At 55.4% G+C, this 23,558-nt stretch carries 19 protein-coding genes; 4 read left to right on the plus strand and 15 right to left on the minus strand.

The features are described from left to right. Positions 1-55: 55 nt before the first annotated feature. Positions 56-973, plus strand: coding sequence for a ribonuclease BN (gene rbn, locus FU672_RS04450; protein WP_148242326.1), 918 nt, complete (start codon positions 56-58; stop codon positions 971-973). Positions 974-1,037: 64 nt separating this feature from the next. After that, positions 1,038-2,042, plus strand: coding sequence for a chemotaxis protein (locus FU672_RS04455; RefSeq protein WP_148242327.1), 1,005 nt, complete (start codon positions 1,038-1,040; stop codon positions 2,040-2,042). A gap of 104 nt (positions 2,043-2,146) precedes the next feature. Here FU672_RS04455 and nuoN read toward each other — a convergent pair whose 3' ends face one another. From nuoN to lrhA, 14 genes are all read right to left on the minus strand, one after another. After that, positions 2,147-3,604: an NADH-quinone oxidoreductase subunit NuoN gene (nuoN, locus tag FU672_RS04460; RefSeq protein WP_029740937.1), complete on the minus strand. Its 1,458-nt coding sequence runs from the start codon at positions 3,602-3,604 to the stop codon at positions 2,147-2,149. 6 nt (positions 3,605-3,610) lie between these two features. Then, positions 3,611-5,140 (minus strand): NADH-quinone oxidoreductase subunit M, encoded by a 1,530-nt coding sequence (gene nuoM / locus FU672_RS04465; protein ID WP_023312532.1) that lies wholly within the window; start codon positions 5,138-5,140, stop codon positions 3,611-3,613. Positions 5,141-5,299: 159 nt separating this feature from the next. Next, positions 5,300-7,141 (minus strand): NADH-quinone oxidoreductase subunit L, encoded by a 1,842-nt coding sequence (nuoL, locus tag FU672_RS04470; RefSeq protein WP_148242328.1) that lies wholly within the window; start codon positions 7,139-7,141, stop codon positions 5,300-5,302. Further along, positions 7,138-7,440 carry an NADH-quinone oxidoreductase subunit NuoK gene (gene nuoK / locus FU672_RS04475; RefSeq protein ID WP_003861496.1) on the minus strand — a complete coding sequence of 101 codons (303 nt, stop codon included), beginning with the start codon at positions 7,438-7,440 and terminating at the stop codon, positions 7,138-7,140. Before nuoK ends, nuoL begins: the two co-directional genes overlap by 4 nt. Next, a complete protein-coding gene (gene nuoJ / locus FU672_RS04480; protein ID WP_023336404.1) occupies positions 7,437-7,991 on the minus strand; it encodes an NADH-quinone oxidoreductase subunit J in 555 nt (184 codons plus the stop codon). Before nuoJ ends, nuoK begins: the two co-directional genes overlap by 4 nt. A gap of 10 nt (positions 7,992-8,001) precedes the next feature. Beyond that, the gene (gene nuoI / locus FU672_RS04485) at positions 8,002-8,544 is read right to left on the minus strand and encodes an NADH-quinone oxidoreductase subunit NuoI (RefSeq protein WP_010433353.1); all 543 of its coding nucleotides are present in this window, start codon (positions 8,542-8,544) and stop codon (positions 8,002-8,004) included. A 13-nt stretch (positions 8,545-8,557) separates the two neighbouring features. Beyond that, complete coding sequence (nuoH, locus tag FU672_RS04490; protein WP_010433351.1) at positions 8,558-9,535, minus strand: NADH-quinone oxidoreductase subunit NuoH; 978 nt, start codon at positions 9,533-9,535, stop codon at positions 8,558-8,560. Further along, complete coding sequence (gene nuoG, locus FU672_RS04495) at positions 9,532-12,255, minus strand: NADH-quinone oxidoreductase subunit NuoG (protein WP_148242329.1); 2,724 nt, start codon at positions 12,253-12,255, stop codon at positions 9,532-9,534. The genes nuoH and nuoG overlap by 4 nt, the downstream gene beginning before the upstream one ends. A gap of 55 nt (positions 12,256-12,310) precedes the next feature. Further along, positions 12,311-13,648 carry an NADH-quinone oxidoreductase subunit NuoF gene (nuoF, locus tag FU672_RS04500; protein ID WP_023312536.1) on the minus strand — a complete coding sequence of 446 codons (1,338 nt, stop codon included), beginning with the start codon at positions 13,646-13,648 and terminating at the stop codon, positions 12,311-12,313. Beyond that, complete coding sequence (nuoE, locus tag FU672_RS04505) at positions 13,645-14,145, minus strand: NADH-quinone oxidoreductase subunit NuoE (RefSeq protein WP_148242330.1); 501 nt, start codon at positions 14,143-14,145, stop codon at positions 13,645-13,647. Before nuoE ends, nuoF begins: the two co-directional genes overlap by 4 nt. A gap of 2 nt (positions 14,146-14,147) precedes the next feature. Further along, positions 14,148-15,950 carry an NADH-quinone oxidoreductase subunit C/D gene (nuoC, locus tag FU672_RS04510; protein ID WP_023312537.1) on the minus strand — a complete coding sequence of 601 codons (1,803 nt, stop codon included), beginning with the start codon at positions 15,948-15,950 and terminating at the stop codon, positions 14,148-14,150. Positions 15,951-16,039: 89 nt separating this feature from the next. Next, positions 16,040-16,714 (minus strand): NADH-quinone oxidoreductase subunit NuoB, encoded by a 675-nt coding sequence (nuoB, locus tag FU672_RS04515; RefSeq protein ID WP_003861482.1) that lies wholly within the window; start codon positions 16,712-16,714, stop codon positions 16,040-16,042. A gap of 15 nt (positions 16,715-16,729) precedes the next feature. After that, complete coding sequence (nuoA, locus tag FU672_RS04520) at positions 16,730-17,170, minus strand: NADH-quinone oxidoreductase subunit NuoA (RefSeq protein WP_014071109.1); 441 nt, start codon at positions 17,168-17,170, stop codon at positions 16,730-16,732. A 630-nt stretch (positions 17,171-17,800) separates the two neighbouring features. Then, a complete protein-coding gene (gene lrhA, locus FU672_RS04525; RefSeq protein WP_021241557.1) occupies positions 17,801-18,739 on the minus strand; it encodes a transcriptional regulator LrhA in 939 nt (312 codons plus the stop codon). Between the two features lie 938 nt (positions 18,740-19,677). On the opposite strand from lrhA, the gene alaA reads away from it, so the two are divergent. Beyond that, positions 19,678-20,892: an alanine transaminase AlaA gene (alaA, locus tag FU672_RS04530; RefSeq protein WP_008500204.1), complete on the plus strand. Its 1,215-nt coding sequence runs from the start codon at positions 19,678-19,680 to the stop codon at positions 20,890-20,892. Between the two features lie 94 nt (positions 20,893-20,986). Continuing rightward, positions 20,987-21,586, plus strand: a complete 600-nt coding sequence (gene yfbR, locus FU672_RS04535; protein ID WP_024908967.1) for a 5'-deoxynucleotidase — start codon at positions 20,987-20,989, stop codon at positions 21,584-21,586. Between the two features lie 80 nt (positions 21,587-21,666). Here the strand turns inward: yfbR and FU672_RS04540 are convergent, their stop codons facing one another. After that, the gene (locus FU672_RS04540) at positions 21,667-23,499 is read right to left on the minus strand and encodes an SLC13 family permease (RefSeq protein WP_148242331.1); all 1,833 of its coding nucleotides are present in this window, start codon (positions 23,497-23,499) and stop codon (positions 21,667-21,669) included. Positions 23,500-23,558: the final 59 nt, after the last annotated feature.

Below are 23,558 nucleotides of genomic sequence, written 5' to 3' on the forward strand. Positions count from 1 at the left end.
GGGTTCATCACGTTATACTAAACCCCTCCCCGTTCGGCAAAGGGCTGATTGCGTTATGGAACTGATTTTTCTGGGTACGTCCGCTGGCGTGCCAACCCGCTCACGGAATGTGACGGCGATCCTGCTGGATCTTAAGCACCCCACCCGCGGCGGGCTGTGGCTGTTTGACTGTGGTGAAGGGACACAGCATCAGCTGTTACACACCGTTTATCACCCCGGCAAGCTGGATAAAATTTTTATCACCCATCTGCATGGCGACCATCTGTTTGGCCTTCCCGGCCTGCTGTGCAGCCGCTCAATGGCCGGTAACGCCAACCCGCTGACGATTTACGGGCCTGCGGGTGTTCGTGAATTTGTTGAAACTACGCTGCGTCTGAGCGGGTCATGGACCGATTATCCGCTGGAGGTCGTTGAGATCACAGAAGGTCTGGTTTTCGATGACGGGGATTATCAGGTTACTGCTCAACCGCTCAATCATCCTCTGGAGTGCTATGGCTACCGTATTGAAGCGCATGACAAACCCGGTGCGCTGGATGCCGCCGCGCTGATGGCCGACGGCGTAAAACCCGGGCCGCTGTTCCAGCGTCTGAAGCACGGAGAGACCGTCACGCTGGAGGACGGACGCGTCATCAACGGCCAGGATTATCTCGCCGCACCGCAGCCAGGCAAAAAACTGGCGATTTTTGGCGATACGGCCCCGTGCCCGGCGGCGCTCACGCTGGCCCAGGGCGTGGACGTGATGGTGCATGAAGCGACGCTTGAAACGGCGATGGAAGAGAAAGCCAACAGCCGGGGTCATAGCTCCACGCGTCAGGCCGCGCAGCTTGCCCGTGATGCGGGTGTAGGGAGGCTCATCGTCACCCATGTCAGCTCGCGCTACGACGCGCGGGGATGTGCAAGCCTGCTGGCAGAGTGCCGTACGCTGTTCCCGGAATGTGAGCTGGCCGAAGATTTCGCTCAGGTCAGCGTTTAGTCCTTCATTTTTCCCTCAGGATGCCGATAACGATTAAAAGGTCAGCATTTCTCTCGAGGGTAGAATGGATAATTTCCAGAAAGATATTGATGACAGGGCGAATCTGACCCTGTCGAACCGTTTTGAACTGTTGCTGTTCCGTCTTGGCACCTCTCTGAACGAAAATAAATCTGAGCTGTTTGGCATTAACGTCTTCAAGCTGCGTGAAATTGTGCCGATGCCGGAGTTCACAAAACCCGCCGGGATGAAATCACCGCTGATGGGAATGGTGAATATTCGCGATCAGGTGATCCCGGTGATTGACCTGGCCGCCGTGGCGGGCTGTAAGCCCACCACCGGGCTGAACATCCTGCTGATCACCGAATATGCGCGCAGCGTGCAGGCGTTTGCCGTGGAATCGGTTGAGAACATCATGCGTCTGGACTGGAAGCAGGTACATGCGGCGGAAACCGCTGTTAGCGGTCGCTACATCACCAGCATTGCGTGTCTTGACGAGAAGACCGATACCAACGATCTGGCGATGGTGCTGGACGTGGAGCAAATCCTGTATGACATCACCCCGGCTAATCACGATCTGCACGCCACGAACCTGAAGACCACCAAATTCCATATCAAGCCAGGCGCTGTCGCCATCGTCGCGGAAGATTCCAAGGTGGCGCGCTCGATGCTGGAGAAAGGTCTGCAGGCGATGGAGATCCCGGCACAGCTGCATATCACCGGCAAAGAGGCGTGGGAGAAAATTGGCGTACTGGCGGCACAGGCTCTGGCCGAAGGCGTTCCCATTACCGATAAGATCGCTCTGGTGCTGACCGACCTCGAAATGCCGGAGATGGACGGTTTTACGCTGACGCGTAAAATCAAAACCGACCCGGTATTGAAAGATATTCCGGTAGTGATCCACTCTTCCCTTTCCGGCAACGCCAACGAAGATCATATTCGCAAGGTGAAGGCGGACGGGTATGTGGCGAAGTTCGAACTGAACGAGCTGTCGTCGGTGATTGAGGAAGTGCTGGATCGTTCGATGAAGAAGATTGACGGGCCGTTGATTAGCAGGAAGCAGCTTTCTTAGTCGGGTGGCGCTACGCTTACCCGACCTACAAAACCCGTAGGCCCTGCAAGCGTAGCGCCGCTGGGCAAACCATAAAAAAACCCGCCGAGGCGGGTTTTTTGTTTTTACATCAGCGGCATTGCTCGCTGCACGATATCAATCAGCGGCTGCGGATAGATACCGAAGATCAGCACCAGCAGCGCGGAGATAAGCACTACGATACCACCGGCGCTGTACTGCCAGTTGGTTGGGGCATCACGGTTGAGCTGCTGAGGCGCGCTCAGGTACAGGCTCACGGCCACACGCAGATAGTAGTAGAGACCAATCGCGGAGCCGATAACCACACCCGCAGTCAGCCACCACAGGTGCGCCTGCACACCGACGGCCAGCACGTAGAACTTACCGATGAAGCCCAGCGTCATCGGGATACCTGCCAGAGAGAGCATCATCACGGTCATCACTGCGGACAGGATCGGACGGTGCCAGAACAGACCACGGTAGGAGAACAGTGAATCAGCATCCGGACCACGGTACGGGCTGGACATCAGGCTCACCACGCCGAAGGCGCCGAGGCTGCTGAACAGGTAACCGGCCAGATATACGCCCACGGCTTCCATCGACATCTCACCGCTCTGCAGCGCAATCAGCGCCACCATCAGGTAGCCCAGATGAGAGATAGACGAGTAGCCCAGCAGACGCTTGATGTTGGTCTGGCTCAGCGCCATCAGGTTACCGAAGATGATGGAGACGAACGCGATAATGCCCAGCACCACGCGAACCGCTTCGCTGTCACCTACCGGCGCGTACAGGAACAGACGCATTACCACCCCGAAGATAGCGATTTTGCTCGCCGTCGCCAGGAAGGTCGACACCGGAGCCGGAGCGCCCTGGTATACGTCTGGCGTCCACAGGTGGAACGGCACCAGAGAGAGTTTAAAGCCGAGGCCAACAATCATCATGCCCAGACCCGCCAGCAGCAGCGGCTCATGAAGCATGCCGTCACCGAGGCTCTTGCCGAGCGCCATGAAAGAGAGGTTACCGGACTGTGCGTACAGCAGCGCAATACCAAACAGCAGGAACGAGGACGCAGCAGCAGACAGAATGGTGTACTTGATGCTCGCTTCCAGAGAGCGCTTCTGACGGAAGGCGTAACCAATCAGACCGAACAGCGGCAGAGAGATCAGCTCAATACCGAGGAACAGCGCGGCCAGGTGGTTCGCATTCGCCAGCAGAATGCCGCCCAGCGCGGCAATCAGAACCAGCAGGTAAAACTCTTCTTTGTTGTCGTTGTAACCTTCGAGCCACGGGTACGCAAAGGTACAGGTTGCCAGGCTCGCCAGCAGCACCAGACCGGTATACAGCATAGCGTAACCGTCAACGCGCATCAGCGGGGTGACGTCCATCGCCCCACCCTGGCCAACAAACCAGAGAGAGACTAACGCGGCGTTCAGGCCGATGACCGACAGCGTGGCATTCAGGAAGTGATTGCGTCGCCACGCAATGGAGAGCATCACAACCACCACCGTCAATCCGACGATCAGCAGCGGTAGCAGCGCGATCAGTTGTTGTGGAGTTATTGTCATGGCGAATTACGGCCTTGTAGTAGAAGCAGAATTAACAAACCACTGCTGGATGTTACCCATCGCGCTATGCGAGGTATCCAGAATCGGCTGCGGGAAGAAGCCCAGCAGCACCAGCAGTACGACCAGCAGCAGGATGATGAACAGCTCACGCAGCGACATCCCCGGCAGTTCTTGTGCAGCAATTTCGCTCTTCGCTTTACCGAAGTAAGCGCGGTGCAGCATCGCCAGCGAGTACACGGAAGCGAACACCAGACCAAAGGTGGAGATCACGGTAATCACCGGAACCACTTTGAAGCTGCCGAACAGAATCATAAATTCGCCGACGAAGTTACCGGTACCCGGCATCCCCAGGGTAGCCACCGCGAAGAACATGGACAGCGCTGGCAGCCACTTAATTTTGCTCCACAGACCGCCCATCATACGCATATCGCGGGTATGCAGACGTTCGTACAGCTGGCCGCACAGGATGAAGAGGCCGGCTGCGGACAGACCGTGCGCAATCATCTGGATCACCGCGCCCTGGTACGCCAGCTGGCTGCCGGTGTAGATAGCAATCAGCACGAAGCCCATGTGGGAAACGGAGGTGTAGGCAATCAGACGTTTGATGTCGTACTGCGTGAAGGCCATCCAGGCACCGTAGAAGATACCGATCACACCCAGCCACATGGCAATCGGTGCGAACTCTGCGGAAGCATTCGGGAATAGCGGCAGTGCGAAACGCAGCAGACCGTAGGCCGCCGTTTTCAGCAAGATGCCCGCCAGGTCAACGGAACCCGCCGTTGGTGCCTGAGAGTGCGCGTCTGGCAGCCAGCCGTGCAGCGGAACAACCGGCATTTTCACCGCGAACGCGATGAAGAAGCCCAGCATCAGCAGGTATTCAACGCCGTGGGACATTGGCGTCTTCAGCAGGTCTTCGTAGTTGAAGGTCCAGGTGCCGGTCGCATTGTGGTGAACAAACACCAGCGCCAGAATGGCAATCAGCATCACCAGACCACTCGCCTGGGTATAGATGAAGAACTTGGTTGCCGCCGTGATACGCGTTTTACCGTCGGACGCCTTGTGGCCCCACAGCGCGATCAGGAAGTACATCGGCACCAGCATCATCTCCCAGAAGAAGAAGAACAGGAACATGTCGATGGCAAGGAACACGCCGATAACGCCGCCCAGGATCCACATCAGGTTCAGGTGGAAGAAGCCCTGGTATTTTTCGATTTCTCGCCAGGAGCAAAGTACCGCCAGAACGCCGAGCAGACCGGTCAGCACCACCATCAGCAGCGACAGACCGTCAATCGCCAGGTGGATCGTAATCCCGAAGCGTGGGATCCACGGCAGGATAAACTCAGACTGCCACTGCGGAATACCCGCAGACTGGGTCAGAGAGTAACCACCCTGCAACCAGAGTTGCAGGCCAAGTGCGAGCGTTAATCCCATGGTGATCAGCGCGATCCAGCGCGGCATCTTCACGCCAAAGCGTTCAGTCTGCCAGCACAGGAAGCCGCCGATGAAGGGAATTAATATTAGCCAGGGTAGTAACATGGCGATTTTTATTCCTTGTTAAAGTCCCTAAGGGACCGATTTTCAACAAATTCGACAAAATTCACGCGTTAGTGCGGTTTGTGGTGTCGGGTGGCGCTCACGCTTACCCGACCTACGGTCTCGTAGGCCCGGTAAGCGCAGCGCCACCGGGCAAAACCACTATCGCAACACCATCAGCAGCGCCAGCACGACAACCGCACCGATGCTCATGGACGCCACATACCAGCGCAGGTAACCGTTCTCGCTGTACAGTAGGCCTTTACCTGCAAAGCGGGAGAGGATCGCCGGGATATTCATCAGGCTGTTCAGTGGGTCGCGCTTCACCAGCCACGCAATGCCCAGGAACGGCTTAACGAAGATCATGTCGTACAGCCAGTCGAAGCCCCACGCGTTGTACCACCAGGTGCCCAGCAGACGGCCCGGCGCGCTATTGGCAACGGCAGTGACCAGCGTACGTTTGCCCAGCCACAGCCATGCTGCAATCAGGATGCCCGCGATAGCGACCACACCGGAGGTGATTTCAAGCGTCAGAACGCGACCGTGCTCAAGCTCGGTGGTGTCTGGCAGTACGCCCTGCAACGGCGGCACAATCATCGCGCCAACGAAAGTGGAGAGTACCAGCAGCACAATCAGCGGCAGGTGATGGGTGATCCCCTTCCCTGCGTGAGCGTGAATTTGTTCTTTACCGTGGAATACGATGAAAATCATACGGAAGGTATACAGGGAGGTCATGAACGCACCGACCAGACCCGCAACCATCAGATTGATATGACCATTCGCCATGGCACCCGCAAGAATTTCGTCCTTACTGAAGAAGCCCGCGGTGATCAGCGGCAGTGCCGCCAGCGCCGCGCCGCCCACCAGGAAGCAGACATACACCAGCGGAATGGACTTACGCAGTCCGCCCATCTTGAAGATGTTCTGCTCGTGATGGCAGGCCAGAATCACGGAACCGGATGAGAGGAACAGCAGCGCTTTAAAGAACGCGTGCGTCATCAGGTGGAAAATGGCTGCGTCCCATGCCTGAACGCCCAGCGCCAGGAACATGTAACCAATCTGGCTCATGGTGGAATACGCGAGAACGCGTTTGATGTCGGTCTGCACCAGCGCGGCAAAGCCTGCCAGCACCAGCGTTACCGCACCAACGATACCGACCAGATGTAGAATTTCCGGGGTCATCAGGAACAGGCCATGGGTACGCGCAATCAGGTAGACACCGGCGGTCACCATGGTCGCGGCGTGGATCAGCGCGGAGACAGGGGTTGGACCCGCCATCGCGTCGGCCAGCCATGTCTGCAACGGCAGCTGCGCGGATTTACCCACAGCACCACCCAGCAGCATCAGCGTTGCCCACCACAGCATGGTGTTGCCTGCGGCGAAGTGCGCTGGCGCCAGTTCCACCATTTCGCGGAAGTTCAGCGTGCCCAGTTCGTTGTAAAGAATGAACAGCGCGAAAGCGAGGAAGACGTCACCCACACGGGTCACGATGAACGCTTTCATGGCCGCTGCGCCATTCTTCGGATCGGTATAGTAGAAACCGATCAGCAGGTAAGAACACAGACCCACGCCTTCCCAGCCCAGATACATCAGCAGCAGGTTATCGGCCAGCACCAGAACCACCATGCTGGCGATAAACAGGTTGGTGTAGGCGAAGAAGCGGGAGTAACCCTCTTCACCGCGCATATACCAGGAGGCGAACATGTGGATCAGGAAGCCGACGCCGGTGACCACGGAGAGCATGGTCAGCGAGAGACCATCCAGCACCAGGTTGAAACCGATGTTGAAATCACCGACCGACATCCACGTCCACAGCGGCACGCTGAAAGGCTGACGTCCGTTGTTAAAGAAGTCGATACCCGCATACGCTGTGACCAGCGCAGCCAGACCGATGGAGCCAATGCCCACGGTCGCAGACAGATTCTCAGACCAGCGGCCGCGAGAAAACGCCAGCAGCACGAAGCCAATCAGCGGAAAAATAATGGTTAAGGCAAGCATGTTCATCCACGCAACTCACTTACTGAATCGATGTTCAGATTCTGGCGGCGACGATGGAGCTGCAGTAACAGCGCCAGGCCAATACTCGCTTCGGCAGCCGCGAGGCTGATGGCGAGAATGTACATCACCTGACCATCGGTCTGGCCCCAGTAGCTTCCGGCGACCACGAAGGCCAGCGCGGAGGCGTTAATCATGATTTCCAGACCGATCAGCATAAACAGCAGATTGCGGCGGATAACCAGACCGGTCAGACCCAGAACGAATAAAATCGCAGCGAGGATCAGTCCATGTGTTAAGGGGATCATGCGCGCTCCTCCATTTTTCTTTTCGCGCGGTCATCGGTGCGGTTGCTCAACACCTCGCCAGCACGCTCTTCGCGACCAACGTGGAAAGCCACAACCAGGCCTGCCAGCAGCAGCATTGAGGCCAGTTCAACCGCCAGAACGTATGGGCCAAAGAGCGTAATACCGACCTCTTTCGCGCCAATCGGCGTCCCGTCGATGCCCTGATCGTTAACACCCAGAATGGCGTAAACGATCACCACCAGCATGATGGCCGACAAAATGGCCGGACCAATCCACACCTGCGGTTTTAGCCACTGACGTTCCTGCTCAATTTCAGAGCCGCCCAGGTTCAGCATCATCACCACGAACACGAACAGCACCATGATGGCCCCGGCGTAGACGATGATTTCCAGCGCACCGGCGAAGTGCGCGCCCAGTGCGAAGAACACCCCGGAAATGGCCAGCAGCGAGATGATTAAGTACAGCAGCGCATGCACCGGATTGGTGTGCGTAATCACTCGAAGCGTAGCCAGGATGGCGATAAGGCCACAGATATAAAAAGCGAATTCCATTGCCCTCTCCTTACGGTAACAGGCTCTTGACGTCGATAGGCTTGGCTTCGTTCTCTGCTTCGCCCTTATCTTTGCCGTCGATTGCCATACCCGCCATCCGGTAGAAGTTATATTCCGGGTATTTGCCCGGACCGGAAATCAGCAGATCCTCTTTCTCGTACACCAGGTCCTGACGCTTGTACTCACCCAGCTCGAAGTCTGGAGTCAGCTGAATCGCCGTGGTTGGGCACGCTTCTTCACACAGACCACAGAAAATGCAGCGTGAGAAGTTGATGCGGAAGAACTCAGGGTACCAGCGGCCGTCGACCGTCTCTGCTTTCTGCAGCGAGATACAGCCTACCGGACACGCTACCGCACACAGGTTACAGGCAACGCAGCGCTCCGAACCGTCCGGGTCGCGCGTCAGCACGATACGGCCACGGTAACGCGGCGGCAGATATACCGGCTCTTCCGGGTACATCTGGGTTTCGCGTTTGGCAAACGCGTGCAGGCCGATCATCCAGATACTGCGTACCTGGGTGCCGAAACCTACTAATAATTCTTTTAAGGTCATGGTCTAAAGCCCCTTATGGCTGCTGCCAGAGAATGACAGCTGCCGTCACCAACAAGTTGACGAGCGTCAGCGGCAGGCACACTTTCCAGCCGAAGGACATTACCTGGTCATAACGCGGACGCGGTAAGGACGCACGAATCAAAATGAACATCATCATGAAGAACGCGGTTTTCAGCGCGAACCAGATGAACGGCGGTAAGAACGGGCCATGCCAGCCACCAAAGAACAGCGTTACCATCAACGCAGAGATGGTGACGATACCGATGTACTCGCCCACGAAGAACAGACCGAATTTCATACCGGAATATTCAATGTGGTAACCGTCGGCCAGTTCCTGTTCGGCTTCTGGCTGGTCAAACGGGTGACGGTGACACACCGCCACGCCCGCGATAGCAAAGGTAATAAAACCAAAGAACTGCGGGATAACGTTCCAGATGTCGGCCTGGTTGTTGACGATGTCGGTCATGTTGAATGAACCGGCCTGCGCCACCACGCCCATCAGGGAGAGTCCCAGGAACACTTCGTAGCTCAGCGTCTGCGCGGAAGCACGCATCGCACCCAACAGCGAGTATTTGTTGTTACTGGACCAGCCTGCGAACAGCACCGCGTAAACCGCGAGGCCTGCCATCATCAGGAAGAACAGAATGCCGATGTTCAGGTCAGCCACAACCCAGGTCGGGCTGACGGGAACGATAGCAAACGCCAGCAGCAGCGAGGTGAAGGCGATCATCGGAGCCAGAGTAAAGATCACGCGGTCCGAGAAGCGCGGGATCCAGTCCTCTTTAAAGAACATCTTGATCATGTCCGCGACCAGCTGGAGTGAACCACCCCAACCCACGCGGTTCGGTCCGTAACGGTTCTGGAACAGACCGAGCAGACGACGTTCACCAAAGCTCATGAACGCACCGCAGGTGACCACCACCAGCAGAATCACAACCGCTTTCAGAATGCTCAGCAGGATGTCGATAAGATCCGGCGTTAACCAACTCATGCTTTTGCCTCCTGCAGGTTATCAAGACGCGCACCCGCCAGTACCGGCGCGATGCCAGGCATACCCATTGGCAGACCCACCTGCCCTGCTGTCAGACTTTCGGAGATAATCAGCGGCAGGCTGATTGTCTGGCCGTCGTAGCTAAAGGCAATGTTCGCACCCGCGTTGACGCCAAGCTTCGCGGCATCCGCCGGGTTGAGCTTGATGTACGGCTGCGGCATGCGGGTCTGGAAGACCGGTGAACGCTGTGACAGCTCGTCGCTACCGAACAGATGGTAGTACGGTGCAATACGCCAGTTACCTTCCTGCGCCCGGAAGCTCGCCGGTACGGAGGTGAAGAAATCCAGACCGGTTTCGGAGGCTTCAATCAGACGCACGCCCGGATCGCCGTGGCGCAGGGAGCCACCCACTTCAGCCTGGAACTTGTTCCATGCCTGCGGGGAGTTCCAGCCTGGCGCCCATGCGAATGGGATTTGCGAACGCGGTGCAGACGGCTGGTTGTTCCCTTCCATGGAGAAGGCGAACATGGTGTCTTTATCCTGCGGCTGGCGCGGTTCGTGTACGCTGATATTGGCACGCATCGCAGTACGACCGCTGTAACGGTGCGGTTCACGCGCCAGTTTCTGACCGCGGATGCGGAAGCTTGCTTCAGGTGCGGCATCTTTAATGCCTGCCAGCTGAGGCAGTTTTTCGACTACCGCGTCGATAACGTGGTCGAGCTGCGTCCAGTCCACTTCACGGCTCTGCACGGTGCTGTGCAGGGAGTGCAGCCAGCGCCAGCTTTCCAGCATCACGGTGTTGCTGTCGTAGTACGCCGGGTCGTAAACCTGGAAGAAACGCTGCGCGCGGCCTTCGTTGTTGATTACGGTACCGTCGCTTTCTGCGAAGCTTGCCGCAGAGAGCACCAGGTGCGCTTTGTCCATGATCGCGGTGCGCTGATGGTCAATCACCATCACCAGCGGCGCTTTGGAGAGCGCGGCGTCAACGCGAGCGGCAGAGGCGTGGCGATGCAGGTCGTTTTCCAGCACCACAACGGCGTCAGCGGCACCGGATTCCAGTTCGCTTAACGCTGCTTCCAGCGAGCCGCCGCCGATCATACCCAGACCGATGCTGTTCACCGCACGGGCAATCATGGTCACACCGACATCAGCACCGCGGCCTTTCAGGGCTTTGGCGACGTTGGCTGCCGCCTGAACGATCTCCGCGCTGCCGGCGTTGGTACCGGAAATAATCAGCGGTTTCTTCGCACCCGCCAGGGCCTGAACAATCACGTCAACCTTGTTTTGCAGGTCGCGATCCAGTTCAACGGCCGGCGAGCTGTTGTCCAGCGCGTGGGCAATCGCGAAGCCGAGGCGCGCCTGATCTTCAACCGGTGCGCAGTAGGTCCACGCGGCGATATCGTCCAGACGGGTGTTGTCGACGTTCGTCACAAACAGAGGATGCTTCGCGCGCTGGCCGATGTTAAGGATTGCCGCAATCTGCCAGTCAGCCACTTTCTGCGCCGCTGCCATTTCACGTGCTTTCCCCTTCACCGCCTGACGAACCGCCAGAGCCGCGCGTGCGCCGGTCTGAGTCAGATCTTCACCCAGCACCAGGACCGCATCATAAGATTCAATTTCGCGCAGCGCAGGAGTATGGATTCCGCCTTCGCGCAGCACTTTCAGTACCAGCTGCAGACGTTCCTGCTCGCCCTGGGCGATGCCGGTATAGAAGTTTTCCGCACCAACCAGCTCGCGCAGCGCGAAGTTGCTTTCGATGCTGGCGCGCGGGGAGCCGATACCAATCACTTTCTTCGACTGGCGCAGAATGTCTGCCGCGCCCTGCATCGCCTGTTCAGCGTTCAGGGTAATGTAGTCGTCGCCACGGCGCTGAACCGGCTGACGCGGACGGTCTTTCAGGTTCACATAGCCATAGCCGAAACGACCGCGGTCACACAGGAAGTAGTGGTTAACGGTACCGTTGTAACGGTTTTCGATACGACGCAGTTCACCGTAACGCTCACCCGGGCTGGTGTTACAGCCGAGGGAACACTGCTGGCAGATGCTTGGTGCAAACTGCATGTCCCATTTACGGTTGTAACGCTCGGAGTGGGTTTTATCCGTGAATACGCCGGTCGGGCAGATTTCTACCAGGTTACCGGAGAATTCGCTTTCCAGGACACCGTCTTCCGGACGACCGAAGTAGACGTTATCGTGTGCGCCATATACGCCCAGATCCTGACCGTCTGCATAGTCTTTGTAGTAACGCACGCAGCGGTAGCAGGCGATGCAGCGGTTCATTTCGTGAGAGATGAACGGCCCCAGGTCCTGGTTACGGTGGGTACGTTTGGTAAAGCGATAGCGACGGAAGCTGTGACCGGTCATCACGGTCATATCCTGAAGGTGGCAGTTACCGCCCTCTTCACAGACCGGACAGTCGTGCGGGTGGTTGGTCATCAACCATTCCACAACGCTTTCGCGGAACTGTTTCGCTTCTTCGTCATCAATCGAAATAAAGGTGCCTTCGGTGGCTGGCGTCATACAGGACATCACCAGGCGACCACGCGTGTCTTCCGCGTTTTGATATTGCTTCACCGCACACTGGCGGCAAGCACCGACGCTGCCCAGCGCCGGATGCCAGCAAAAGTACGGAATATCGAGGCCAAGAGACAGACAAGCTTCCAGCAGGTTGTCCGCCCCGTTGACTTCGTATTCTTTGCCGTCTACATGAATCGTAGCCATTAGCATGCTTCCAGTTGGCTCGGTCGAAACCGAGCGTTAATCAAAATTCTTGTCGTTACCAGCGCGCTTTAAGCAGGTTCGGCTGAATCCCATTGATGGCATGGGTATTGCTGAACGGCTGCTTGATGCCTGCTTCGAACTCGTCGCGGAAATATTTGATCGCGCTCTGCAGAGGTTCGACGGCACCCGGTGCGTGGGCACAGAAGGTTTTACCCGGGCCTAAGAATCGACACAGTTGCTCAAGCGTCTCGATATCCCCAGGCTGGCCTTCACCACGTTCGATTGCACGCAGGATCTTCACGCTCCACGGCAGACCATCACGGCACGGTGTACACCAACCGCAGGACTCGCGGGCGAAGAACTCTTCCAGGTTACGCACCAGCGAGACCATGCCGATCTCGTGGTCGACGGCCATCGCCAGCGCCGTACCCAGACGGCTGCCTGCTTTACCAATGCTTTCGAATTCCATTGGCAGGTCAAGGTGGGCTTCGGTCAGGAAGTCTGTCCCTGCCCCACCCGGCTGCCAGGCTTTAAATTTCAGGCCATCGCGCATGCCGCCAGCGTAGTCTTCAAGAATTTCACGTGCGGTTGTACCGAACGGCAGTTCCCAGACGCCAGGATTTTTAACGCGACCAGAGAAGCCCATCAGCTTGGTACCGGCATCTTTGCTTGAGGAGATGCCCTGATACCACTCCACGCCGTTCGCGAGGATAGCCGGAACGTTACACAGGGTTTCGACGTTGTTTACGCAGGTCGGTTTACCCCATACGCCGGAGCTTGCCGGGAACGGTGGCTTGGAACGCGGGTTCGCACGGCGGCCTTCCAGGGAGTTAATCAGCGCGGTTTCTTCACCGCAGATATAACGCCCGGCACCGGTGTGCACGAACAGTTCAAAGTCAAACCCGGTACCCAGGATGTTTTTGCCAAGCAGGCCCGCTTCGGTGGCTTCGGCAATCGCGCGACGCAGGTTTTCTGCCGCTTCGATGTACTCACCGCGCAGGAAGATGTAGCCACGGTACGCTTTCAATGCGAACGCGGAGATCAGCATGCCTTCCACCAGCAGGTGCGGCAGTTGCTCCATCAGCAGGCGGTCTTTATAGGTGCCCGGCTCCATTTCATCGGCGTTACACAGCAGGTAACGGATGTTCATGGATTCATCTTTTGGCATCAGGCTCCACTTCAGACCGGTGGAGAAGCCCGCACCGCCGCGCCCTTTCAGGCCGGAGTCTTTCACCGCATTAACGATGTCATCCGGCGCCATGCCGCCAAGGGCTTTACGCGCACCGGCATAGCCGTTTTTGCTCTGATATTCGTCGAGCCATACCGGCTGTTTGTCATCGCGCAGACGCCAGGTCAGCGGATGCGTCTCAGCAGTACGAATTACAGTTTTCATTTGTACTGCTCCAGCAGGTCAGGAATCGCTTCCGGCGTGAGATGGCTGTGAGTGTCCTCATCAATCATCATGGTCGGCCCCTTGTCGCAGTTACCCAGGCAGCAGGTTGGCAGCAGAGTAAAGCGTCCATCGAACGTGGTCTGGCCCGGCTTGATATTGAGTTTCTGCTCAATGGCAGCCTGAATGCCCTGATAACCGGTGATGTGGCAGACAACGCTGTCACAGTAGCGGATCACATGGCGGCCTACCGGCTGACGGAAGATCTGGCTGTAGAACGTGGCTACGCCTTCTACGTCACTTGCCGGGATACCCAGCACTTCTGCGATCGCATAGATCGCCCCATCCGGCACCCAACCACGCTGTTTCTGTACGATTTTCAGCGCTTCAATGGACGCCGCACGCGGGTCTTCGTAGTGGTGCATCTCGTGCTCAATGGCGGCACGTTCTGCTTCACTCAGCTCAAAAGCCTCGGTTTGTGGTTGTTGATTCTCGTGCATAATTAGCGGTCCACATCTGACATAACAAAATCGATACTACCCAGATACACAATCAGGTCGGAGACCAGACTGCCGCGGATGGCGGACGGGATCTGCTGCAGGTGCGCAAAGCTCGGCGTACGAACGCGGGTACGGTAGCTCATGGTGCTGCCGTCACTGGTCAGGTAGTAACTGTTAATACCCTTGGTCGCTTCAATCATCTGGAAGGATTCTTGCGCCGGCATGACCGGACCCCAGGAAACCTGCAGGAAGTGGGTGATCAGGGTTTCGATATGTTGCAGCGTGCGCTCTTTCGGTGGCGGCGTCGTCAGCGGGTGATCCGCCTTGAACGGGCCTTCCGGCATATTGTTGAGGCACTGCTCAAGGATGCGCAGACTCTGGCGCAGCTCTTCCACTTTCAGCATCACGCGGGTGTAGCAGTCGGAAACACCGCCGCCCACCGGGACTTCAAAGTCGAAGTTCTCGTAGCCAGAGTAAGGACGGGCTTTACGCACGTCGAAATCAATACCGGTCGCACGCAGACCTGCACCTGTCGTCCCCCACTCCAGCGCTTCTTTCGCGCCGTAGGCAGCAACGCCCTGGGAACGGCCTTTCAGGATGGTGTTGCGCAGCGCGGCTTTCTCGTAGGAGGCCAGACGTTTTGGCATCCAGTCGAGGAATTCACGCAGCAGACGGTCCCAGCCGCGCGGCAGATCGTGTGCCACACCGCCGATACGGAACCAGGCCGGGTGCATACGGAAACCGGTAATCGCTTCCACCAGATCGTAGATTTTCTGACGGTCGGTAAAGGCGAAGAAGACCGGGGTCATCGCGCCGACGTCCTGAATGAACGTGGAGATGTACAGCAGGTGGCTGTTAATACGGAACAGTTCTGACAGCATGACGCGAATCACGTTAACGCGATCCGGCGTAACAATACCCGCCAGTTTCTCGACGGCCAGCACGTATGGCATCTCGTTGACACAGCCGCCGAGGTACTCGATACGGTCGGTATACGGGATGTAGCTGTGCCAGGACTGACGCTCGCCCATCTTCTCAGCACCACGGTGGTGGTAGCCGATGTCAGGAACACAGTCGACAATCTCTTCGCCATCAAGCTGAAGAATAATACGGAATGCACCGTGCGCAGACGGGTGGTTCGGACCGAGGTTGAGGAACATGAAGTCCTCGTTGTCGGTACCGCGCTTCATACCCCAGTCTTCCGGTTTGAAGGTCAGCGCTTCCATCTCCAGATCCTGCTTGGCTTTGGTCAGCTCAAACGGATCGAATTCGGTTGCACGTGCCGGGTAGTCTTTACGCAGCGGGTGGCCGGTCCAGGTCTGCGGCATCATGATGCGCGTCAGATGCGGGTGGCCGTCGAAGGTCATGCCGAACATTTCCCAGGTTTCACGCTCATACCAGTTAGCGTTCGGGAAAAGTTTAGTGATCGTCGGCAGATGCATGTCGTTTTCAGACAATGCCACCTTGAGCATGATATCCGTGTTGCGGTCTATTGAGATCAGGTGGTAGAAAACGGAAAAATCCGCAGCAGGGAGACCCTGGCGGTGCGTTCTCAGACGTTCGTCCATGCCGTGTAAGTCAAACAGCATGACGTAAGGTTTTGGCAATTTCTTGAGGAAATCGACCACTTCCAGTAATTGCTCACGCTTCACCCAAACAACGGGTACCCCGGTGCGGGTGGCCTGAACAGTAAAGGCATCCGGCCCAAAACGGTTGCGCAGTTCGCCAATGACGGGGTCATCCAGATGATCCCGGGTCTGCCAGGCGGCTTCTTGCGCGGTTAAGTCGGTCATATTGTTCACCATTGCAAATGGTCCGTGGTGACTGTTGAGCCTGGCTTCGCGCTATTTGAGTAGTGATATGCGAAGGTGTTCTCCAGGCCTACAGGCGCAAATTAAATTTCGTCAGGCGTACGCAGATTGGTGACGGCAATACGTTCACCACGTTTACGCTCGCGCTCAGACTGCATGTTCGCGCGATACACACCCTGATCGCCAACAACCCACGACAGTGGGCGACGTTCTTTACCGATAGACTCCTGCAGCAGCATCAGCGCCTGCATGTAAGCTTCCGGACGTGGCGGACAGCCCGGGATGTACACATCCACCGGAATAAACTTATCTACGCCCTGCACGACGGAATAAATGTCGTACATACCGCCAGAGTTTGCACATGCGCCCATGGAGATAACCCATTTAGGCTCCAGCATCTGGTCATAAAGACGCTGAATAACAGGTGCCATCTTAGTAAAGCACGTACCGGCTACCACCATCAGGTCAGCCTGACGTGGGGAAGCACGCAGTACCTCTGCCCCAAAACGCGCAACGTCATGCACCGCAGTGAATGACGTCACCATTTCAACGTAGCAGCAAGAAAGGCCAAAGTTGTACGGCCAGATGGAGTTCTTACGACCCCAGTTGACCATATCGTGCATGGCATGTTCGAGTTTGCCCATGTACACGCTTTTATTGACTTCTTGCTCCAGGGGGTCGGTTACGATCTCCTGTTTTTGCAGGGGGTAACGGTCATTCTCACCGTTAGGATCTATGCGGGTGAGCGTATAATCCATCTTATTGCCTCGCTGTTACTGCTGACGATTAGAGATACTGTTTTCCGGGTTGATGTGTTCACGGCGTGAACGCACAGGCGTCCAGTCCAGCGCGCCGATACGCACCAGATAAACCAGACCGGCCAGTAGCACTAAAATGAAAATTGCGGCCTCGACAAAGCCCACCCAACCACTTTCGCGGATGGACGTTGACCATGCGAAAAGGTAAAGCGCTTCCACGTCGAAGATGACGAAGAACATGGCTACCAGATAGAACTTGGCAGACAGGCGTAAGCGAGCGGAACCTACTGAATCAATACCTGATTCGAAAGGTGTGTTTTTGTGCCTTGCTCGGGCGCGACCGCCCAAGAACCAGCCGCCGACTAACATCAGGCAGCACAGGCCAATGGCTACAATAAGAAAGATTGCGAATGCCCAGTGATGAGCGATGACTTCTGTGGATGTTGACATACTCATTGCTTACTCATCAAAAGTGATACCGACGACACTGCTCTTGCTGGCAGATGGGCATCACATCGATTCATGGGGAGGAACAAATAACCTTACACTAACTGTCAGAAATGAGACGTAGACAGCAAAATGATGGGGTTTTTTACTCCTTTCTATAACCTATTGTCAACTTTAACAAAGGTTTCTTCACATTAAATTACATCGAGCGATTCTCATTAACATTTGGTGCCCTTTAACCCTGGTGGGTGCATGACTTTGCGTCAAATGTATGTTGTTGAATCGTGTCCGTTTCGGAAGTAAAAAAAATAACCCTCCTATTTTGACAGGATTTGCCAACGATTCCTCCCCCCAAATAGGAGTATTTTCTTGATCTGAGACACGCTTTTGTTAATTCAACCTGGAAAACGGCAACATATTTCCTGTTTTTTTAACATGAGAGGGATGTGGATGAAGTTAGAACGGAAAACGGACAAGTTTTAAGCAAAAGCATTTAGCTTATTGATAAATAGAGAGTATTCTGAAAATCCATGCGCCATAAGCGGGTATTATTGCTAAAAAAAAGCCACTGCATGTGAAAATCACACGAGTGGCTTTTTTTTACACTTACATTTTGTTACCAGAATTTTGAGCTATCGATCACTCAAAATCCCCTTCAACGATCAGGGAGTCGTCCCCCCCTTCGGAGGTAACGCGCTCGAACTGCCACGGGTTATGGTAGTTTTCCATCGCCTCGAACACCACTTTGGCCAACTCGTTATGGCTGGACGAATTGTGGCAGAGCAGATACTCCGTATCCGGCAGCGCAGGAAGGCCATCGGATTTCCCCAGAACGCGCAGATCGGGGCTCATCATCTCTACCGGACGGGCCGTTACACCCAGACCGGCCTTCACGGCGGCACGGACCGCTGGCAGCGTGGAAGCCACATACGCCAGACGCCACGGAATGTTGGCCTCATTCAGCGCCGTGAGCACCATATCGCGGAACGGGCTCGGGTCGTCCAGTAACACCAGTGGAACCGGCTCCCCTTTTTGCAGCACGTATTCGGCTGCGCAATACCAGTGCGTAGGCGATGTACGCAGCGTCAGGCAATCAAACTGCCCGGGACGATGCGTAGTCACCACCAGGTCGACTTTATTCTCATTTAACATCTCAACCATAAAGGCATTACGCTTTACGCTAACGTCCAGCGCAAGCTTCGGATAAACCGAACTAATACGATTGAGAAGAAACGGCAATATAGTATCCGCTGACTCATCAGATGCGCCTAACGTTAGCACCCCTTGAAGGTTGCTAAACATTAATGACATACATGCTTCATCATTAAAGCGAAGAATTTTCCTGGCATAACCCAGAAGCTGAATACCGTGTTCCGTTAAGAGCTTATTACGCCCATGACGCGCAAAAAGCTCTTTACCAACCAGTTGCTCCAGCCGCTGCATTTGCTGGCTGACGGCGGACTGAGTTCGGCAAACGGCGGCAGCAGCAGCTGCAAAAGTGTTGAGATCGGCGACCGCAACAAACGTTCTCAGCAGATCGAGGTCGAGATTCATTATCGGACGATTTGCATTTATCATATCTATTCACTTTCAGGTTGCTCGTGCGGAGCTGCCCGGGTTGAAGCTGTGTGTGTACAGTTAAGCAATTCCCTCTGAAGATTTTCCCTCGCATCCCGGCCCGGCAGACTGCCTGACAGATAGTTATTGTGCTGCTTTATATCAACAGTCAGAAAGCACGTTTCATGACGTTATTTTTATTCTCTTAAACGTTCAGGATATTTAGATGTTCGCAGGTTTATGTAAATTACATTAAAGGTGTAACACCTTTTCTGCCATCTTTATCGCAGCGCTGTCAACGTAGCAGGAGATGTTCGACACATTCCAGCCAGAGATAACTCCAACAATAACAATCAATTAATTCGGAAAATCAGTGTCAGATATACAAAAAACTTGCATCTGCCCTCTGCTTTCCTGAAAGACATCTTAACCCAAATCCACTTTATTTATAAGTCTTATTGCAATATTGAGGATTAAAGAAGAATGTTAAGCTTCTAAACTAATTTTATTAGAATTAACTAAAGTTGCATTTTTTAGGTTAATAATAAATAAATTTTAATTTAGATTAAGACCATTCATTAATGCCACTTAACATTAATTTCACATGAGTAACTTTTAGCCACAGCATGCTATTACAGGAACATGTATCAAGCATTCAGGTTTAACGAAATGTCACTCAGGGTGATTGCCACCGTTGTCCTGCTTACCACTTATTTTCACCAGCACAATATACACAATTTTGACAAATGCATAGCACATTTGACCTTTCCTGGCACTGTGCGCACAACTTTAAGCCAGTATAAAAGCATACACGCAGCGAAAAAGATTTATCAGAATTTTTCTCCCGACACAAAATCTTCTACTGCACACCCTTCAAAACGAAGCGAGGGGGGAGTACATTATTCCGTGCTGACTTCCACGGCAGGGAGTGGCAATAATAGCGAAAAGGTTAAAGGTTCATGTCCCCTATCGAAAAATCCAGCAAGCTAGATAACGTCTGTTATGACATCCGCGGCCCGGTTCTTAAAGAGGCAAAACGCCTTGAAGAAGAAGGCAACAAGGTTCTGAAACTCAACATTGGTAACCCTGCGCCATTTGGTTTTGAAGCGCCGGATGAAATTCTGGTTGATGTGATCCGCAACCTTCCTACTGCACAAGGCTATTGTGATTCAAAAGGACTTTACTCCGCACGTAAAGCCATCATGCAGCACTACCAGGCACGCGGTATGCGTGATGTTACCGTTGAAGATATTTATATTGGCAACGGCGTCTCTGAACTGATTGTGCAGGCGATGCAGGCGCTGCTGAACAGCGGGGACGAAATGCTGGTACCCGCGCCGGATTATCCGCTGTGGACGGCTGCCGTATCACTGTCCAGCGGTAAAGCGGTGCACTATCTGTGCGACGAGTCCTCTGACTGGTTCCCGGACCTCGATGATATTCGCGCGAAAATTACGCCCCGCACGCGCGGCATCGTGATCATTAACCCGAACAACCCAACGGGCGCAGTATACTCAAAAGAGCTGCTGATGGAGATCGTCGAGCTCGCCCGCCAGCACAACCTGATCATCTTTGCCGACGAAATCTACGACAAGATCCTGTACGACGCGGCACAGCACCACTCAATCGCTGCGCTGGCCCCGGACCTGCTGACCGTCACCTTTAACGGGCTGTCTAAAACCTACCGCGTGGCCGGTTTCCGTCAGGGCTGGATGGTATTGAACGGTCCGAAAAAGCACGCCAAAGGCTATATTGAAGGGCTGGAGATGCTGGCCTCCATGCGTTTATGTGCCAACGTTCCGGCGCAGCACGCGATCCAGACGGCACTCGGCGGCTATCAGAGCATTAGCGAGTTCATCGTTCCCGGTGGTCGCCTGTATGAACAGCGTAACCGCGCGTGGGAGCTGATCAACGACATCCCGGGCGTCTCCTGCGTGAAGCCGAATGGGGCGCTGTATATGTTCCCGAAAATTGACGCGAAGCGCTTCAATATTCACGACGACCAGAAAATGGTGCTTGATTTCCTGCTGCAGGAAAAAGTACTGCTGGTTCAGGGTACGGCGTTTAACTGGCCGTGGCCGGACCACGTACGTATCGTGACGCTGCCGCGCGAAGATGACCTCGAAATGGCCATCAGCCGCTTCGGGCGCTTCCTCTCTGGATACCATCAGTAATCTTAAAATCAGGCTACTTCGGTAGCCTGATTTGCATCTTCCCTCCCCTCCCCGCACAATGAACGCCTGTCGCAGTGAAGACAAAAGGTAACCTATGAGTCAGAGTCATTTCTTTGCCCACCTCTCCCGCCTGAAACTCATCAACCGCTGGCCGCTGATGCGCAATGTCCGCACGGAAAATGTGTCAGAGCACAGTCTGCAGGTTGCGATGGTCGCTCACGCGCTGGCCGCCATTAAAAACCGCAAATTCAACGGTCAGGTCAATCCAGAGCGCATCGCCCTGCTGGCGATGTACCACGATGCGTCAGAAGTGCTAACCGGCGACCTGCCTACGCCGGTGAAATATTTCAACTCGCAGATTGCGCAGGAATATAAGGCCATCGAGAAGATTGCCCAGCAGAAGCTGATTGACATGGTGCCGGAAGAGTTGCGCGACATCTTTGAGCCGCTCATCGATGAGCATCAGTACACGGAAGATGAAAAGTCGCTGGTCAAACAGGCCGACGCGCTCTGCGCCTACCTGAAGTGTCTGGAAGAGCTGTCTGCGGGCAATAACGAATTTTTACTGGCAAAAACGCGTCTGGAAAAAACGCTGGAATCCCGCCGCAGCGAAGAGATGGATTACTTTATGCAGGTTTTTGTGCCGAGCTTCCATCTGTCGCTGGATGAGATTAGCCAGGATTCTCCCCTCTGATTGTCGCCCAGCGGCGCTGCGCTTGCAGGGCCTACGGGGCTGTAGGCCGGGTAAGGCGCAGCCGCCACCCGGCAAAATGCTCAGAACGGGAACAGGACCGGTATCAACACCACGCACACCACCATCACCAGCACGGTGAACGGCACGCCCAGCTTCACGAAATCACTGAATCTGTAATTCCCTGGCCCCAGCACCAGCGTGTTCACCGGTGAAGAAACTGGCGTCATAAATGCTGCGGAGGCCGCCATTGCGACCATCATCGCAAAGGGATACGGCGACACGCCCATGGATTTGGCCATCGCCAGCGCAATAGGCGCCATCAGTACCGCCGTCGCGGTGTTGGAGATAAACAGACCGATGGTGGCGCACATGATAAACAGACAGACCATCATCATGTACGGCCCATACCCGCCGCCAACATCCATTAAGCCTTTAACGATCAGATCCACCCCGCCGGTTTTTTGCAGCGCAAGGGCAAAAGGCATCATCCCGACGATGAGAATAATGCTCGGCCAGTGAATGGCTTTATACGCGCTTTCGGCGTCAATGCAGCGGAATTTGCCCATCAACAGGCAGGCGATAATTGCCGCGACCGGATTGGGAATTTCATCGGTCAGCATCAGCGCCACCATCAGCACCAGACAAAAAATCGCGTGGGGCGCCTGGCTGTGCGCCGGGGAGGCGTCGCTCTCCTCGACAGGCATGTTGAGCACCACAAAATCGCGCCCTTTTTGCCCGAGCTGGCTAATCAGCTTCCAGTTACCGACAACCAGGAAGATATCGCCCAGCAGGATCGGCTCATCCACCACCGCCCCTTCCATCGCTACGCCATCGCGCTTCAGCCCCACGACATTCAGGCCATAACGGGTTCGGAACCCCATTTCCCGCACGGTTTTGCCCAACAGTTCCGATTCCGGGATCAGCGACACTTCGGCCATGCCGACATCCAGCGCCTGATCGGAGAAATACTCCCCGCGCAGCACCATCGGTTCCAGCAGCTGTTCGCTGCAAAACTCGCGCAGATCCACGTCCGCGGTGGACATATCAATCAGCAGGACGTCCCGCGCGCGGAATTCCGACACCCCGTTGACGTTGACGATCACCCGGCGAAAACGACGCCAGCGCTCTACGCCGATCACATTCGCGCCATAGCGCTCACGCAGCTTCAGGTCGTCAAGGCGTTGTCCCACCATCGGCGAGCCGGGGCGAATAGCCAGACGGCGTGCACGCCCGGTGAGGCGGTACTCTTTAATCAGATCGCGGAAGGTGCGCCGTTTCCACCCCTCTTTATTTTTATCCTGTTTTTCACCTTTCAGGGCAAACCGGGTCAGCAGCATGTAGACCACGCCCATCACCAGAATGACCAGCCCAAGCGGGGTGACGCTGAAAAAACTAAAGCCCTGGAACCCTTCCCGGATCAGCTCACTGTTGACCACCAGGTTCGGCGGCGTTGCCACCAGCGTCATCATGCCGCTGATCAAACCGGCAAAACTCAGGGGCATCATCAGTCGCGATGGCGAGATTTGCATCCTCATGGAAACGCTCAGCACCACCGGGATAAAGATTGCCACGACGCCCGTTGAGCTCATAAACGCCCCCAGCCCGGCGACGGTCACCATCAGGTAGACCAGCATTTTGGTTTCGCTGCTGCCCGCCACCTTCACCAGCCACGACCCCATGATGGTCGCCACGCCGGTACGCACCAGCCCGTCACCGATAATAAACAGGGCGGCAATCAGGATAACGTTGGGATCGCTAAACCCGGAGAAGGCTTCAGGTAAGGTGAGCGTTCCGCTCAGCACGAACGCGACGATGACAAACAAGGCGACGGCGTCCATGCGTACCTTGCCCGTTGCAAAAAGAAGGATGGCGATTAAAAGCAGACTCAGGACCCAAATCAGTTCACCGTTCACAACATGTCCTTGTCAGTGGGAGATGAGGAATTTTGCCATAAAAAAGCCCCAGCAATGTG

Origin of the sequence: Enterobacter asburiae, from assembly GCF_008080435.1 — a bacterium.
GTDB classification, from domain to species: domain Bacteria; phylum Pseudomonadota; class Gammaproteobacteria; order Enterobacterales; family Enterobacteriaceae; genus Enterobacter; species Enterobacter asburiae_C.

Coding starts and splice junctions, on each gene's coding strand:
- rbn (WP_148242326.1), top strand. CDS start 56: ATGGAACTGATTTTTCTGGGTACGTCCGCTGGCGTGCCAACCCGCTCA.
- FU672_RS04455 (WP_148242327.1), top strand. CDS start 1,038: ATGGATAATTTCCAGAAAGATATTGATGACAGGGCGAATCTGACCCTG.
- nuoN (WP_029740937.1), bottom strand. CDS start 3,604: ATGACAATAACTCCACAACAACTGATCGCGCTGCTACCGCTGCTGATC.
- nuoM (WP_023312532.1), bottom strand. CDS start 5,140: ATGTTACTACCCTGGCTAATATTAATTCCCTTCATCGGCGGCTTCCTG.
- nuoL (WP_148242328.1), bottom strand. CDS start 7,141: ATGAACATGCTTGCCTTAACCATTATTTTTCCGCTGATTGGCTTCGTG.
- nuoK (WP_003861496.1), bottom strand. CDS start 7,440: ATGATCCCCTTAACACATGGACTGATCCTCGCTGCGATTTTATTCGTT.
- nuoJ (WP_023336404.1), bottom strand. CDS start 7,991: ATGGAATTCGCTTTTTATATCTGTGGCCTTATCGCCATCCTGGCTACG.
- nuoI (WP_010433353.1), bottom strand. CDS start 8,544: ATGACCTTAAAAGAATTATTAGTAGGTTTCGGCACCCAGGTACGCAGT.
- nuoH (WP_010433351.1), bottom strand. CDS start 9,535: ATGAGTTGGTTAACGCCGGATCTTATCGACATCCTGCTGAGCATTCTG.
- nuoG (WP_148242329.1), bottom strand. CDS start 12,255: ATGGCTACGATTCATGTAGACGGCAAAGAATACGAAGTCAACGGGGCG.
- nuoF (WP_023312536.1), bottom strand. CDS start 13,648: ATGAAAACTGTAATTCGTACTGCTGAGACGCATCCGCTGACCTGGCGT.
- nuoE (WP_148242330.1), bottom strand. CDS start 14,145: ATGCACGAGAATCAACAACCACAAACCGAGGCTTTTGAGCTGAGTGAA.
- nuoC (WP_023312537.1), bottom strand. CDS start 15,950: ATGGTGAACAATATGACCGACTTAACCGCGCAAGAAGCCGCCTGGCAG.
- nuoB (WP_003861482.1), bottom strand. CDS start 16,714: ATGGATTATACGCTCACCCGCATAGATCCTAACGGTGAGAATGACCGT.
- nuoA (WP_014071109.1), bottom strand. CDS start 17,170: ATGAGTATGTCAACATCCACAGAAGTCATCGCTCATCACTGGGCATTC.
- lrhA (WP_021241557.1), bottom strand. CDS start 18,739: ATGATAAATGCAAATCGTCCGATAATGAATCTCGACCTCGATCTGCTG.
- alaA (WP_008500204.1), top strand. CDS start 19,678: ATGTCCCCTATCGAAAAATCCAGCAAGCTAGATAACGTCTGTTATGAC.
- yfbR (WP_024908967.1), top strand. CDS start 20,987: ATGAGTCAGAGTCATTTCTTTGCCCACCTCTCCCGCCTGAAACTCATC.